General features: G+C 61.9%; 14 protein-coding genes. 13 read left to right on the forward strand and 1 reads right to left on the reverse strand.

The annotated features are described in order from the left end of the window. Position 1 precedes the first annotated feature (1 nt). On the reverse strand, positions 2-532 hold the full coding sequence (locus tag ACW9HX_RS18915) for an NfeD family protein (protein WP_457381764.1): 531 nt from the start codon (positions 530-532) through the stop codon (positions 2-4). A gap of 195 nt (positions 533-727) precedes the next feature. On the opposite strand from ACW9HX_RS18915, the gene ACW9HX_RS18920 reads away from it, so the two are divergent. From ACW9HX_RS18920 to pgaB, 13 genes are all read left to right on the forward strand, one after another. Next, positions 728-1,189: an aminoacyl-tRNA deacylase gene (locus ACW9HX_RS18920; RefSeq protein WP_457381765.1), complete on the forward strand. Its 462-nt coding sequence runs from the start codon at positions 728-730 to the stop codon at positions 1,187-1,189. A gap of 127 nt (positions 1,190-1,316) precedes the next feature. After that, the gene (locus ACW9HX_RS18925; RefSeq protein WP_085712632.1) at positions 1,317-1,562 is read left to right on the forward strand and encodes a DUF2789 domain-containing protein; all 246 of its coding nucleotides are present in this window, start codon (positions 1,317-1,319) and stop codon (positions 1,560-1,562) included. A gap of 95 nt (positions 1,563-1,657) precedes the next feature. Then, a complete protein-coding gene (locus ACW9HX_RS18930; protein WP_457381766.1) occupies positions 1,658-1,903 on the forward strand; it encodes a type II toxin-antitoxin system Phd/YefM family antitoxin in 246 nt (81 codons plus the stop codon). Further along, the gene (locus ACW9HX_RS18935) at positions 1,893-2,174 is read left to right on the forward strand and encodes a type II toxin-antitoxin system RelE family toxin (RefSeq protein ID WP_457381767.1); all 282 of its coding nucleotides are present in this window, start codon (positions 1,893-1,895) and stop codon (positions 2,172-2,174) included. Before ACW9HX_RS18930 ends, ACW9HX_RS18935 begins: the two co-directional genes overlap by 11 nt. Before the next feature lie 124 nt (positions 2,175-2,298). After that, positions 2,299-2,727: a MarR family winged helix-turn-helix transcriptional regulator gene (locus tag ACW9HX_RS18940; protein ID WP_457381768.1), complete on the forward strand. Its 429-nt coding sequence runs from the start codon at positions 2,299-2,301 to the stop codon at positions 2,725-2,727. Continuing rightward, entirely contained in the window at positions 2,724-4,787 is a 2,064-nt protein-coding gene (locus ACW9HX_RS18945) for an FUSC family protein (RefSeq protein WP_457381769.1), read from the forward strand. Before ACW9HX_RS18940 ends, ACW9HX_RS18945 begins: the two co-directional genes overlap by 4 nt. After that, entirely contained in the window at positions 4,784-4,993 is a 210-nt protein-coding gene (locus ACW9HX_RS18950) for a DUF1656 domain-containing protein (RefSeq protein ID WP_457381770.1), read from the forward strand. The genes ACW9HX_RS18945 and ACW9HX_RS18950 overlap by 4 nt, the downstream gene beginning before the upstream one ends. Then, a complete protein-coding gene (locus tag ACW9HX_RS18955) occupies positions 4,990-5,877 on the forward strand; it encodes an efflux RND transporter periplasmic adaptor subunit (RefSeq protein WP_457381771.1) in 888 nt (295 codons plus the stop codon). Before ACW9HX_RS18950 ends, ACW9HX_RS18955 begins: the two co-directional genes overlap by 4 nt. After that, entirely contained in the window at positions 5,874-7,316 is a 1,443-nt protein-coding gene (locus ACW9HX_RS18960; protein WP_457381772.1) for an efflux transporter outer membrane subunit, read from the forward strand. The genes ACW9HX_RS18955 and ACW9HX_RS18960 overlap by 4 nt, the downstream gene beginning before the upstream one ends. A gap of 93 nt (positions 7,317-7,409) precedes the next feature. Then, positions 7,410-8,045, forward strand: a complete 636-nt coding sequence (locus ACW9HX_RS18965) for an NADH:ubiquinone oxidoreductase subunit N (protein ID WP_457381773.1) — start codon at positions 7,410-7,412, stop codon at positions 8,043-8,045. Positions 8,046-8,245: 200 nt separating this feature from the next. Continuing rightward, positions 8,246-9,757, forward strand: coding sequence for a YdgA family protein (locus tag ACW9HX_RS18970; RefSeq protein WP_457381774.1), 1,512 nt, complete (start codon positions 8,246-8,248; stop codon positions 9,755-9,757). Between the two features lie 259 nt (positions 9,758-10,016). Beyond that, a complete protein-coding gene (gene pgaA, locus ACW9HX_RS18975) occupies positions 10,017-12,500 on the forward strand; it encodes a poly-beta-1,6 N-acetyl-D-glucosamine export porin PgaA (protein ID WP_457381775.1) in 2,484 nt (827 codons plus the stop codon). 12 nt (positions 12,501-12,512) lie between these two features. Then, on the forward strand, positions 12,513-14,510 hold the full coding sequence (pgaB, locus tag ACW9HX_RS18980) for a poly-beta-1,6-N-acetyl-D-glucosamine N-deacetylase PgaB (RefSeq protein ID WP_457381776.1): 1,998 nt from the start codon (positions 12,513-12,515) through the stop codon (positions 14,508-14,510).

The following is a 14,510-nucleotide window of genomic DNA, read 5'->3' on the forward strand; positions in this document are numbered from 1 at the left end:
ATCACTCTCCGAGCGGTGCCGCGTCAGCCGCGGCCACTTGCAGCAACAAGCCCTTGCGCCCGACTACCCGCACCGGTTGCCCGGCATGCAGCGGTGTGGCGCTCAAAACTTGCCAGCGTTCTCCTTGCAATTGCACCCAGCCGTTGCGGGCATCCTGTGGCTGCACCACCGTCACGGCCGTCACGCTGCCGAGCAGGCCGGCGTCGCCGCTGACTGGACGGCGCGGTCGAGTCTTCAAGGCGCGGATCAGCAGCGCAATCAACAGCAGGGCGCTGACCAACCCGAGGCCGATCATCATCGGCACCGGCAGCTCGGCGTTGCTCAGGATCAGCGCACCGATCACGAACATGACGATCCCGCCCAGGCCGATCACGCCATAGTTGGGCAGCGCGGCTTCGGCGATCAGGAACGCGATACCCAGGGTGATCAGCCACAGGCCGATGGGGTCGACGGCGTGCAACGGGGTTTCCGCAGCCACGGCCGATCCGCTCAGCAGCATCAACAGGACAAACGCACAGCGACGGGTGTTCACGCGACCCTCCGGGAGAGTCAGGGGTTCTCTTTACAGTCTAGTTGAGCCTGGGGCTGGATGAATTTTGATCAACTTGCCCGTGCCGCCAGTGGGCGGAATTCCCTTCGCTCGCAGCGTGCCCGACTAGACTTTCAAGGACAGGAACAACGTTCATCATCGCCCGCCGCGCAGCGTCGGCGAGCACCGAGGTGCATCATGCGTATGGCAAGAAAAGTGCAAAGCAGCCTGACCCGGGCGCAATGCGAATATGACGTCCTCTCCCATCCGCACTCGAGCAGCAGCCTGGAAACGGCGCGGGTTTCGGGGATTCCGGCGGACAGGGTGGCCAAATCGGTGATCCTCGACGACCACCACGGGCATTACCTGATGGCCGTGCTGCCCGCCAGCCGCCATCTGGACCTGAGCAAAGTGCGCGCCAGTGGCGAGTGGCAGATCACCCGCGAAAGTACCCTGGCACACCTGTTCGATGACTGCGAACGCGGCGCGGTGCCGCCGCTGGGCGATTCGTATGGGCTGGACATGGTCATCGACCCCTTGGTAACCCGGCAAAAAGATATTTACCTGGAGGCCGGCAACCACAACAACCTGCTGCACATGAGCATGCCCGAGTTCCTGAAAATGGTGCCGCATGCCCAGGTGCGGGAGTTGAGTCAGTAGATTTGCGGCGTCTGTGCCGACGCCAATCGCGAGCAGGCCCGCTCCCACAGGTTCTGCAATGAACCTGTGGCAATGTGGCTTGCTCGCGAAATGTTTTCATCCACTGAGTCTTCGAAGGAGTAGAACAATGGAAAATCCGACACACAGCCTCCCATCCCTGTTCAAACAACTTGGCTTGCCCAACGACCCGGTCAGCATCGACCAGTTCATCGCCACCCATTCCCCGCTCAAACCCGAACTGCACCTGTGCGATGCGTTTTTCTGGACCAAGAGCCAGGCGGATTTCCTGCGGGACGAGATTCTCGATGATGCGGATTGGGCGGAGGTGGTGGATCAGTTGGATGTGATGTTGAGGAAGGGGCGGGCGGGGTAATGGTCCGTCTGCCGTTCGTAACTTGGGTCGACTCATGCGGTTGCCTGTGATGACAATTTAGACCAGAATCACGACCTCAATTGAGGTCTTTTATTATGCAAAGTGTGCTGGCCGATATGGCCGTCAGTGTTTCTGAACTGAAAAAGAATCCTTCTGCGGTGCTCAACGGCGCGCACGGAGGAGCGGTAGCTGTCCTGAATCACAACCGGGTCATGGGCTACATGGTGCCGGCTGACGTTTACGAAGCGATGATGGAGCGGCTCGATGATCTCGAGCTGGCCGAAATTGTTCGTTCTCGCAGTCATGAGGCTCCCATACCGGTAAGCCTGGATGACCTATAAGCTCGAGTTCCTGCCTTCCGCTCACAAAGAGTGGAACAAATTGGGTCATACGCTGCGCGATCAATTCAAAAAGAAACTGGCTGAGCGCCTGGAGCGTCCTCGCATTCCAGCTGACTCTCTGCATGGGATGCCTGATTGCTACAAGATCAAGCTCAAGGCATCCGGTTATCGTCTGGTTTACCAAGTGATCGACGAGCGGGTGGTTGTCTCGGTAGTCGCGGTCGGTAAGCGTGAGCGTGGAGATGTTTACGAGAGCGCCAAGCGACGTTGAGTTAAGGCGTGTCTGCCAATTTGTTTCAAAACTTGACTGAATTTCCCCTCCAATGCCATATTGATAGTTAGCAAACTAACAGTGTGTGCATTCCCTCGTGCCGAATACCCTCGACGCCCTCCAGATGAACATCAGCAGTGCCATGGTGGTGGCCGCCAGGCATTGGCGGAAGATCTGCCAGACCACGCTGGTCAACTATGGAATCTCCGAAGCCTGCGCCGTCCCGCTCTTGATGATCGGGCGTCTGGGGGAGAGCGTGCATCAGGTTCAGGTGGCGCAGGCAGCAGGGATCGAGAGCCCTTCGCTGGTGCGGCTGCTCGATCAGTTGTGTCACGCCGGCTATGTCTGCCGCACTGAAGACCCGCAGGATCGCCGGGCCAAATGCCTGAGCCTGACCGATACCGGCCGTGAGCTGGTGCAGGCGGTGGAAGTCGAGCTGGTGCGTCTGCGTAATGAGGTGCTCGAAGGCATCGACCAGAGTGATCTGGAGGCTACGCTTCGAGTACTGAGAGCTTTTGAGGCGGCCAGCCCGCCAGCGGTGATCTATCCGTGAACGGCTTTTTTTCCGGCATTCCTCCGGCCCGGGACTGGTTCTACGGGATCCGTACGTTTGCAGCCTCGATGATTGCGCTGTACATCGCCTTGCTGATGCAGATGCCGCGTCCGTACTGGGCGATGGCCACGGTGTACATCGTTTCCAGCCCGTTCCTCGGGCCGACCAGTTCCAAGGCGTTGTACCGGGCGATCGGAACCTTTCTGGGGGCCGCCGCAGCGGTGTTGTTCGTGCCGATGTTCGTCCAGAGCCCGTATGTGCTGGTTGTGGTCATTGCGCTGTGGACCGGGATTCTGCTGTTTTTGTCCCTGCATCTGCGTACCGCCAACAACTACGCGTTGATGCTCGCCGGCTACACCTTGCCGCTGATCGCCCTGCCGGTAGTGGATAACCCGCTGGCAGTGTGGGACGTTGCGGAAGCGCGTACCGAAGAGATCTTCCTCGGCATCGCGGTGGCGGCGGTGGTCGGCGCGATGTTCTGGCCACGGCGCCTGGCACCCGTGTTCAACGATGCCGTGGGCAAGTGGTTCGCCGATGCGACGAGCTACAGCCTGAAATTCCTCAGCCGCGACGTGCAGCCCGAAGAAGTCACTGCCCTGCGCATGGCCATGGTCGGCAGTTTCAACAGCCTCGAATTGATGATTGGCCAGCTACCCCACGAAGGCGCGCGGCCGCAGACGGTGCGTAACACCAAGGAGCTGCGCGGGCGGATGATCCACCTGCTGCCGGTGATCGACGCCCTGGAAGACTCGCTTTACGCCCTCGAGCGGCGTACGCCTGAACTGGTGGAAAAATTCGCGCCGCTGCTCATCGCCACCCGTGAATGGCTTGGGTACAAAGACGCGGATCTCGACCGCTGGCAAGCCCTGCGGGATCAGCTTGAAGCCTTGCAACCCAGCGCCGAAGCCCTGGAAGATCGCAAACAGTTGCTGTTTTCCAACGCGCTGTACCGCCTCGGTGAATTCATCGATCTGTGGCAGGACTGTCGCAGTCTGCAGGACGCGATTCTGTGTGAACGCCAGGACAGCTGGCGCGCGGTCTATCGTCACTGGCGCCTCGGTCGCCTGACGCCGTTTCTCGACCGTGGGCTGATGCTGTATTCGGTGGCCTCGACCATTCTGGCAATCATCGTCGCCTCGACACTGTGGATTCTGCTGGGCTGGACCGACGGCGGCAGCGCGGTGATTCTGGCGGCGGTGTCGTGCAGCTTCTTCGCTTCGATGGACGACCCGGCGCCGCAGATTTACCGGTTCTTTTTCTGGACCGGGATGTCGGTACTGTTCGCCAGCCTGTATCTGTTTCTGGTGTTGCCGAACCTGCATGACTTCCCGATGCTGGTGCTGGCGTTTGCGATCCCGTTCATCTGCGTCGGCACCCTGACGGTACAGCCGCGCTTTTACCTCGGCATGCTGCTGACGTTGGTGAACACCTCGTCGTTCATCAGTATTCAGGGTGCCTACGACGCGGACTTCTTCGCCTTCGCGAACTCCAACCTGGCGGGTCCGCTGGGCTTGTTGTTCGCCTTCATCTGGACGTTGATTGCGCGGCCGTTCGGCGCCGAACTGGCAGCCAAGCGCCTGACCCGTTTCAGCTGGAAAGACATCGTCAACATGACTGAACCGGCGAACCTCGCCGAACACCGGCAATTGGGCGTACAACTGCTCGACCGCCTGATGCAGCACCTGCCGAGGCTTGCGCTGACTGGGCAGGACACCGGCATCGCCATGCGCGAAGTGCGCGTGGGCCTGAACCTGCTCGACCTGCTGGCCTACACACCGCGTGTGACCGGCGTACCGAATGCGCTGTTGCAGCAGGTGGTGGCCGAGGTCGGCGAATATTTCCGCGCCTGCCTCAAGGCCGGCGAACGCTTGCCGGCACCGAGCCCGTTGCTGATGACCATGGACCGCACCCGGCGCGCGCTCAACGGCCACGGCGATGAAGAAACGCGACTACACCTGTTGCACGCCTTGAGCGGTTTGCGTCTGGCGCTGTTGCCCGGCGTTGAATTCGTTTCCAGCGTCGAGCCCGAAGAACCGCTGCCCGAAGGAGCGCCCCTATGATCGGTGATCTGGACATCAGCGGCATTTTCCTGCCGACCCTGCTGGTGCTGATGGGCATCACGTATGTGTTGTTTGTACTGGTACATGGCGTACTCGTACGCCTGCATTTTTACCGTCTGGTCTGGCACCGGGCATTGTTCAACGTGGCCCTCTACGCCGTGATGCTGTACGGCGTGGACTCACTCAGTCGATACCTGATGACATGAAAAAACCGTTTTTGACCATCGGTCGCGTAATGCTGACCTTGCTGATCGTGACTTTCGCCGTCGTCGTGGTCTGGCGCATGGTGATGTATTACATGTTCGCGCCCTGGACCCGTGACGGCCACATTCGCGCCGACATCGTGCAGATCGCCCCGGACGTGTCCGGGCTGATCCAGCAGGTCGAGGTCAAGGACAACCAGTTGGTGAAACGTGGCCAGGTGCTGTTCAGCATCGATCAGGACCGTTTCAAACTGGCGTTGCGTCAGGCCAAGGCAGCGGTTGCCGACCGCGAAGAAACCCTGGCCCAGGCCCAGCGTGAAGCCAAGCGTAATCGTGGTCTGGGTAATCTGGTGCCAGCCGAACAGCTGGAAGAGAGCCAGTCAAAAGTCGCCCGTGCGCAATCGGCGCTGGCCGAAGCACTGGTGACGGTGGACAGTGCCCAGCTTAACCTCGACCGCTCGGTGATCCGCAGCCCGGTCGACGGCTACGTCAACGACCGTGCGCCGCGCGCGCAGGAATTCGTCACCGCCGGGCGTCCAGTGCTCTCGGTTGTGGACAGCAATTCGTTCCACATCGACGGCTATTTCGAAGAAACCAAACTCGACGGCATCCACGTCGGTCAGTCGGTGGATATCCGCGTGATCGGCGATCGCGCACGCTTGCGCGGGCATGTAGAAAGCATCGTCGCCGGCATCGAAGACCGTGACCGTTCGAGCGGCAGCAACCTGTTGCCCAACGTCAACCCGGCCTTCAGCTGGGTGCGGCTGGCGCAGCGGATTCCGGTGCGGATCGCCTTCGACGACGTGCCGGACGACTTCCGCATGATCGCCGGGCGTACCGCCACGGTGTCGATCATCGACGATCAGCCGCAGGAGCCCGCGAAATGAGCAGGGCCCTGATGATCGCCGGGCTGGGCGTGATGTTGTCGGCGTGTTCCATGGTCGGGCCGGACTATCACCTGCCGGGTGACGCGGCCATTCAGCGCAAGGATTTTCAGGGCGATCTGGCGGTGGCCGGCAAGCCGGTTGTCTCGTCGCCGGTGCCGGCGGACTGGTGGCGGTTGTATCGCGATCCGCGACTGGATCAACTGGTGCAGCAGGCCATGGCGTCCAACACCGATCTGCGGGTGGCGGCGGCGAACCTGTCGCGGGCCCGCGCTCAGGTCGATGAGGCCGAGGCGGCCGGCGGCTGGAGCGGCGGCGTGAAAATGGGTGCGCAGCGCTTGCAGGAATCCGGTCAGGCGTTTTTGCTGCCGGAGAAAGTCCCGGTGGCCAACGTCGCCGACATCGGCATCAGCGCGTCCTACCAGTTCGACCTGTGGGGTGTCCTGCAGCGCGGGATCGAAGCGGCGAAAGCCAATGCCGACGCTACCCAGGCAGCTGCCGACACCGCACGCATCACTTTGGTGGCCGACGTGGTTCGGGCCTACACCCAGGTCTGCGCGGCCAACGAAGAGCGGGAAATCGCCCAGCACTCCCTCGACCTGCAATCCCAGAGCACCACGCTGATCCAGCGTCTGCGCGATGCCGGGCGCGGGGACGAAACCCAGGTCACCCGCTCGCAGACCCAATTCAAGTCCTTGCGCGCCGACATGCCGCGCTATGAAGCGGCGCGTCAGGCCGGGTTGTTCCGTCTGTCGATGCTGCTGGCCAAACCGGTCGAGCAATTGCCGGCTGGCACCGCGACTTGCGCCGAACTGCCGAAAATCGCTCAACTGGTGCCGGTCGGCGATGGTGCTGCGCTGCTCAAGCGTCGTCCTGACATCCGCCAGGCCGAACGTCGACTGGCAGCCGCGACCGCCGGTATAGGCATTGCCACCGGCGAGTTGTACCCGGACATCAGCATCGGCGCGACCATCGGCACCGTCGGCATTGTCTCCGACCTCGGCGACCCGTCGACCAACCGCTGGGGCTTTGGCCCGTCGCTGAGCTGGAAGGTGCCGACCAACGGCGCACGGGCGCGGATTCGTGAAGCCGAGGCCTCGACCCAGGGCGCTCTGGCGCATTTCGACGGCGTGGTGCTGAACGCCATCCGCGAAACCCAGACCGGTCTGGCCCAGTACACCGCGCTGCTGCAACGCCGCGATGCGCTGGCCGATGCCGAGCAGTCGGCGAAGCTGGCCGCTGACCAGACTCACCGCTTCTTCCAGGCGGGCCGCGAGTCGTTCCTTGCCGATCTGCAAGCCACTCGCACCTACACCGATGTCACCGCGCAACTGGCCGCCGCCAACACCCAGGTTGCCATGAGCCAGATCGATTTGTTCCTCGCCCTCGGTGGCGGTTGGGAAAGCGGACGAACGCAAGCCTCGAGCGCCAGCAAACCCTGAGGCCGTTGCTATGCTTTGAAGTGTTGGAAGGGCGCCCTGAGCAAGGCGCCTTTTCAGTGCACATTGCTAGCGCAGGTCTAGGGGAAACCAATAATGAAAAACCCTTACGCTCTCGGCTTCTGGTGCGCCCTGGTCGCACTGGTGCTGCTGTCCGCCACCTATTTCTACGGCATCATGCTGGCCCATCAGATCGACAAGGCGATGGTCTTCCTCGACAGCGCGACCGCGTTGATCGCAGTGATGGCGATCGTGGTGGTGGCCTGGTCGCTGGTGCAAGTGCAAAAGCTCAAGAAAAGACAGCTTGAGCAAAGCAAGACGCTGCTGCTGATCTGGGACACCAAAGTCGCGCTGCGCAAAGTCGAAACCGTGTTCGACCGCTACTTCTGGGGCAGCTACTGGCAACCGGGGCGCACCTTCGCCGAAGTCATGGGCGAACTCACCGGCACCCCGCTGGAAAAAAGCCTCGAAGCCCTGAAAAAACAATGCCTGGCACTCGACAGACAAGTCGCCGATGACGGCTGGCACTGGTTGAACAATGCCCGTGAATTGTCCGACGTCGCCACGGCCATGGCCCGCGAACGCTATCAGCTGGATTTCTGCGACCCGCGCGGCGACGGGCCGGGCGGGGCGGTGATCGACCGGGATTTCGAGGTGCTCGTGTACACCTGGACCGCGCGGCTGAAAAGCTTCGATCATCAGCTCGATGAGATCGAGGTCCAGTATTCCTGACCACCCGAAAGATCGCCGAACCCGGCGATCTTTTTGTTTGTCCATGCCCCATGGACACTCTTTAACCTTTAAACATTGGGCCGCTCCGTGCTGCCAGTGCTAATCTCCACCGCTAAATTCAGCGGAGTCGTGCCACGGCCCGGTCACGGGTTCACGGAAGACGACCACACCTTCAGCCACGGAAATCGATCAGGTCATTCATGAATAAATCAGCAGGCGTGCTTCTCGGAATTGTTGTTGCCATCGGCGCCATCAGCGTCGGCGGGGCCTGGTACACCGGCACCAAGATCGAAGGCGTGCTCAACAACGCCGTCGTCGACGCCAACAAAGAGTTGCAGACCGCCATGGCCGGCTCCAATGGCAGTGCGTCGCTGGAGCTGGTGTCGCTGGAACGCCACACCTTCAGCAGCACCGCGCACTATCGCCTCAAGGGCGAAGGCGAGATGTTCGGCGAAGCGCCGGTCGAGCTGCTGTTCGTCGACCACATCGAACACGGCCCGCTGCCGTTCTCGCGTCTGGTCTCGCTGAAATGGCTGCCGGTCATGGCCACCAGTCACTACGAGCTGGAAAAGACCCCGATCACCGAAAAATGGTTCGCCGCCACCAAGGGCGCCGCGCCACTGAAGGGTGTGGTCAACATCGGTTACGACCAGTCCACCACCGGCAATATCGAACTGTTGCCACTGGAAACCGCGCTGGACGAGCAGTCGAGCCTGAAGTTCTCCGGCCTGAACATGGACATCTCCGCCAGCGCCCAGGCGCAGAAGGTCAAGGCCAACGGCTACATGGACAGTCTGCACCTGACCACCGTAGCTGAAGACCAGGCGCCAGTGCAGGTCGAGCTCAACGGCCTGACCCTGGCCAGCAACCTCGCCAAGAGCAGCTACGGCTACTACACCGGCGAGAACACCCTGGAACTGACCAGCAGCAAGACCACCTTCGGCGCCAAGCAATCCGTGCTGGGCGTGAAGAACTTCGAAATGAAGAACCTCACCGAAGAAAACGGCACCAATGCTTCCGGTCGCGCCGACTACAAAATCGGTGAAGTGACCCTCAACGACAAGAAAATCGGCTCGGCCAATCTGGCCATGAGTCTGAAAAACCTCGACATCCCGTCGGCCCTGTCGCTGATGCAGATCTATCAGACCAAGCTGCAGCCGTACGAAAAAGCCGCCGCCGAAGCCTCTGCCGCCGGCCTGCCGGCGCCCGAGCTGAACCTGACCGAAGCCGAGTCCGCCCAGGTCAAGGCTGACCTGCAGAAACTGCTGGCGGCCGGCCCGCAACTGGCGCTGGAAGATCTGTCGCTGAAAACCGCCAACGGTGAAAGCCGTGCCAATCTGGTGCTCGACCTGACCAAACCGGCCTCGATGGATCTGCCGCCGGACCAGCTGGGCAAACAGCTGATCGCCCTGCTCGACCTCAACGTGCTGGTGTCCAAGCCGATGCTGGTGGACCTGCTCAGCGTGCAGGCGCAAGTCGATGGCCAGACCGATGCCAAAGCCATTGTCGATCAGGCCAGCGCCGCCGCTGACATGTTCTCCGGCATGGCCGTGGGTTCGCAGTTGGCAACGCTGGATGGCACCAATGTGACGACCAAGTTGCATTACGCTGCCAATCAGGTGGAGTTCAACGGCCAGAAGATGACCGTCGAGCAGTTCGTCGGTTTCCTGATGAGCAAGTTTGCTGGTGTCAGCGTGAGCCAGGAACAGTAAAACCCCGCGCAACACCCTCGGCGCCCGGCCTTTGCTTCTTGCAGACGCCGGGCGTTTTGCTGTCTGGACTCTGCGTTTGCGGCGCGCGCCAGCGTTTCCGGTCACGAATCTGAACAAATATTGTGTTCTGAATATTGATCTACGCTTGCGTGCAAGACTGCTTGGATAAGCTTGGCCAAGTGATTCCGACTTGGCCTCCGTTACGAATTGGGCAAGGGGGGGCATTGCTACCCGGCTGGCCATGTAAGGATGCTGACGAATGCCGCGTATTGATGGTCCTGTATTACATCGTGGTTTACGCCCTTTGTTTCGAGTCGCGCTGTGCAGCCAGTTGCTCTGGCCGATGCTTGCGTTGGCCGATACGGCCTACGATCAAATGGTGCTCGATGCCCGGGCAGGGCATTACACCCCTGCGCTCACCGCTTTGCGTCAAGTGCCGCCGGCCCAGGCTTCAACCGGGCAGATCAGTGATCACCTGCAAATCGCCAGTTGGGCCGGGCTCGATGCCGAAGTGGTGCAGGTCTACGAGACCCAGGGGCGCGGCCGTGCATTGCCGATCCAGGCACTGACCGCCACCGCACGTGCCTATCGCAATCTCAAACGCTGGGATCAGGCCACCGAGGTCTACAACAAGGCCCTGGCGCTGGAACCGAACAATGCCGACCTGCAACTCGGTCTGGCGTTGACCCAGGCCGACTCCGGTAAACCCGACGAGGCAGTCACTCGCGCCAAGGCGCTGGTGGCAGCCAAGCCTGACGATCCTTCCCGCCGCCTCGCCCTGGGCTATGCCCTGACCCGCGCCGGTAAACAATACGACGCACTGTTCGAATACGATCAGGCCTTCGTTCGCGCCGGCAACAAACCGGAAGTTGCCCGTGAATACGTGGTCGCCCTGCAAAAGGCCCGTCTGCCTGAGCCTGCACTGCGCCTGGCCAACCAGCGTCCGGGGCTGATCGATCCGGTGACCCTGCGGCGCCTCGAAGGTGATCTGGCTGCCGAACGCGTGCGCCTCGCCGAATTCGCCACCCGCAGCGAAAAAGAACGCTACGTGATCGCCGACCGCGCACTGGCCGACTACGACAAATTGCTCGCCACCTGGACCCCCGATGCCAGCGCCCACGATGACGTGACCCGCTGGCGCATCGACCGCATGGGCGCCCTCAAGGCCCGGGCGCGCACCGCCGACGTCATCACCGAATACCAGAAGCTGCAAGCCGAAGGCGTGAAGATTCCGACCTACTCCCTGCGCTGGGTAGCGGCGTCCTATCTGGATCAGCGGCAACCGGAAGTCTCCACCGATCTCTATCGTCAGGTGCTCTCGGCGCCGGACGCCGATGCCGGCGATCGCCTCGAAGACACCACCGCGCTGTATTACTCGTTGCTGGAAAGCGACCGGGCCGAGGATGCACGCAAAGTCGCCGAAGACCTGGCCAAAAACGAGAAGCCGCGAGTCGAACTCAAGGGCTTGCCGATAGGCAATCCCAGCGACGACTGGATGGACGCCCAATTGCTCTCGGCACAGGCCGCCGGTACTTACGGAGCGGACTTGCCTCACGGCGAGGATCGCTTGCAGACGCTGGTCGATCAGGCGCCGGGTAACGTCGGCTTGCGTCTGTCTCAGGCCGATCTGTACCTGGCCCGCCAGTGGCCGCGCCGCGCCGAGAGTCAGCTCAAGGAAGTCGAGAGCATGGTGCCGCGGGACATGGGCCTGGAGGTCGCTCAGGCCCGCACGGCCATGACGCTGCAGGAATGGCGGCAGATGGATGCGCTGACCGATGATGTCGTCGAGCGCTTCCCGGACAACCGCCAGGTGCAGCGAGCCGCACGCGAGCGGGAAGTGCATGACATGTCCGAGTTGCGCGTTGAAGCCTACGGCGGCAAGGCCAATGGCGGCAGCGGTGGCAACGCCGGCGCGGTCAGCGGCAGCCGAGACTTCGGCATCCAGAGCACGCTGTACAGCCCGCCAATCGATGAAGACTGGCGCGTGTTCGCCGGGGTCGGTTATGCCACCGGCGACTTCGCCGAAGGCACCGGCAACCACCGGTTCCAGCGTGTCGGTCTGGAGCGTCGCACCCGCGACATGACCCTTGAAGCGGAAGTCTCCAACCATTCCTACGGTTACGGCGACAAGCAGGGCGCCCGTCTGGCGATTGCCCGGGACATCAATGACAACTGGCAGTACGGCGGCAGCCTTGAATACCTGTCGGCCGACACCCCGTTGCGCGCGTTGAACAGCGATATCAAGGCCAACGGCGGCAGCGGTTTCATCCGCTGGCGCGCGAATGAAAGCCGCGAGTGGAAACTGTCGGTCAGCCCGTCGCACTTCAGCGACGGCAACAACCGCGTCGAAGCCTTGCTGACCGGGCGCGAAGGCGTCTACAGCACCACCCATGTGCAGGTCGACGCCGGTCTGGAAGTCGCCACCAGCCACAACTCCAATTCCGAAGACGTGCCGTACTTCAACCCGAAGGCGGACCTCAGCGTGATGCCGACGGTCAACGTCAACCACGTGCTTTACCACCGCTACGAAACCTCCTGGAGCCAGCAGTTCCAGGCTGGTGCGGGTACGTACAGCCAGCGTGACCACGGCACCGGCGGTATGGCGATGCTGGGCTACGGCCAGCGTTATGCCTGGAACGACGTGTTCGAGGTGGGCGGCTTGTTCAGTGTGATCAACCGGCCCTACGACGGTGATCGGGAAACCGATCTGCGTCTGCTCGTCGACCTCACTTTCCGCTTCTAGAAGAGTTTGAAGATGCCTTTTATTTCGCGTTTCATCCTTCTGCTGGGAGTGCTGCTGGTCAGCGCCTGCGCCCAGCAAGCTCCGGCCTTCGCGCCGCCGTCCGAGCGCCCGGTGGCGGCCAATGAAAAACCATGGCCGAAAAACCACGTGCTGGGCATCGCCTACCACGACATCGAAGACCGTGATCCCGATCAGGCCGTGGTGGCGGTGCGCACCGAGCGCATGATCGAGCAACTGGCGTGGCTGCGGGAAAACAACTACAAGCCGGTGACGGTCGATCAGATCATGGCCGCGCGCAAGGGCGGGCCGGAACTGCCGCCCAAAGCAATCCTGCTCAGCTTCGACGACGGTTATGCGAGCTTCTACACCCGCGTGCTGCCGGTGCTGCGCGCCTATAACTGGCATGCGCTGCTGGCACCGGTCGGCGTCTGGATCGACACACCGCTGAATCAGCCGGTGGATTTCGCCGGTACTCCGCGTCAGCGTTCCGACTTTCTGACCTGGGATCAGGTGCGGGAAATCTCACAATCCGGCCTGGTGGAAATTGCCGCTCACACCGACGCCAGCCACAAAGGCATCCTCGCCAACCCGCAAGGCAACATGCAGCCCGCTGCCGCGACCCGTCGTTACGATCCAGTGACCAAACGCTATGAATCCGAGGCGGATTTCCAGGCGCGGATCCGCACCGACGTGGCGACCATTTCGGAGAAAATCCGCAAGGCCACCGGCAAGAAACCGCGCATCTGGGTCTGGCCATACGGAACGGCGGACGGCACTTCGCTGACCGTGGTGAGCGAGCAGGGCTACGAGATGGCCCTGACCCTCGACGATGGTCTCGATGCCTTGGACAACCTGATGAGCAGCCCACGATTCCTCGTCGCGTCCGACCCGGACGGCGAGCATTTCGCCAACAGCATCGTGGCGGTGCAGTCCGACTTCGCCATGCGCGTGGTGCACGTGGATCTGGACAACGTCTACGACCCGGACCCGGCGCAACAGGAAGTCAACCTCGGCAAGCTGATCCAGCGCATGGCCGACATGGGCGCCAACACCGTATTCCTGCAAGCCTTCGCCGATCCGAAAGGCGATGGCCTGGTGCATTCGCTGTACTTCCCCAACCGCCACTTGCCGGTGCGTGCCGATATTTTTGACCGTGTCGCCTGGCAGTTGCGTACCCGGGCTCACGTGAAAGTGTTCGCCTGGATGCCGGTGCTGAGTTTTGCGCTGGATTCGAAATTGCCGCGTGTCACGCGCTGGGATCCGAAGACCGGTACCACGTCGGTCGACCCGGATCAGTACAAGCGGTTGTCGCCGTTCGACCCCGAGGTACGGCGGATCATCGGTGAAATCTACGAAGACGTGGCGCGCCTGACCTCGGTCGACGGCATCCTCTATCACGACGACGCCGTACTGTCGGATTTCGAGGACGCCGGCCCCGAGGCCCTCAAGGCCTATGCCGCCCACGGCCTGCCGGGTTCGATTGCCGCTCTGCGCGATGATCCAGCGGCCATGCAGCGCTGGACGCGATTCAAGAGCCGCTACCTGATCGACTTCACCAACCAGCTGACCGCCAAGGTGCGCGCGATTCGTGGCCCGCAAGTGCTCACTGCACGCAACATCTTTGCCGAGCCGGTACTCAATCCGCAAAGCGAAGCGTGGTTTGCGCAGAACCTCGACGACTTCCTCGTGAGCTACGACTGGACGGCGCCGATGGCCATGCCGTTCATGGAAAAACAGACCCAGGCGCAATCAGGACCGTGGCTGGAAGAACTGGTGGCGAAAATCAAACAGCGCCCCGGTGCGCTGGATCGCACGGTGTTCGAATTGCAGGCCCGGGACTGGACGAAAAAGGATCAGGCCGACATCGACGGTGCACAACTGGCCGACTGGATGGGCCGCCTCAAGCGTCAGGGCGCGACGAGTTTCGGCTACTACCCGGACAACTTTCTCGAGAACCTGCCGGACCTGAAAACGGTGCGACCTGCGCTCTCCAATAAATGGAACCCATGA

This window comes from Pseudomonas sp. SDO52101_S400, from assembly GCF_054071635.1.

What these genes read in the sequence shown, in the direction of transcription:
- ACW9HX_RS18920 (WP_457381765.1), top strand. Translation starts at nt 728, where the DNA reads ATGCGTATGGCAAGAAAAGTGCAAAGCAGCCTGACCCGGGCGCAATGC.
- pgaB (WP_457381776.1), top strand. Translation starts at nt 12,513, where the DNA reads ATGCCTTTTATTTCGCGTTTCATCCTTCTGCTGGGAGTGCTGCTGGTC.
- ACW9HX_RS18970 (WP_457381774.1), top strand. Translation starts at nt 8,246, where the DNA reads ATGAATAAATCAGCAGGCGTGCTTCTCGGAATTGTTGTTGCCATCGGC.
- ACW9HX_RS18940 (WP_457381768.1), top strand. Translation starts at nt 2,299, where the DNA reads ATGAACATCAGCAGTGCCATGGTGGTGGCCGCCAGGCATTGGCGGAAG.
- ACW9HX_RS18960 (WP_457381772.1), top strand. Translation starts at nt 5,874, where the DNA reads ATGAGCAGGGCCCTGATGATCGCCGGGCTGGGCGTGATGTTGTCGGCG.
- ACW9HX_RS18930 (WP_457381766.1), top strand. Translation starts at nt 1,658, where the DNA reads ATGCAAAGTGTGCTGGCCGATATGGCCGTCAGTGTTTCTGAACTGAAA.
- ACW9HX_RS18955 (WP_457381771.1), top strand. Translation starts at nt 4,990, where the DNA reads ATGAAAAAACCGTTTTTGACCATCGGTCGCGTAATGCTGACCTTGCTG.
- ACW9HX_RS18935 (WP_457381767.1), top strand. Translation starts at nt 1,893, where the DNA reads ATGACCTATAAGCTCGAGTTCCTGCCTTCCGCTCACAAAGAGTGGAAC.
- pgaA (WP_457381775.1), top strand. Translation starts at nt 10,017, where the DNA reads ATGCCGCGTATTGATGGTCCTGTATTACATCGTGGTTTACGCCCTTTG.
- ACW9HX_RS18965 (WP_457381773.1), top strand. Translation starts at nt 7,410, where the DNA reads ATGAAAAACCCTTACGCTCTCGGCTTCTGGTGCGCCCTGGTCGCACTG.
- ACW9HX_RS18925 (WP_085712632.1), top strand. Translation starts at nt 1,317, where the DNA reads ATGGAAAATCCGACACACAGCCTCCCATCCCTGTTCAAACAACTTGGC.
- ACW9HX_RS18950 (WP_457381770.1), top strand. Translation starts at nt 4,784, where the DNA reads ATGATCGGTGATCTGGACATCAGCGGCATTTTCCTGCCGACCCTGCTG.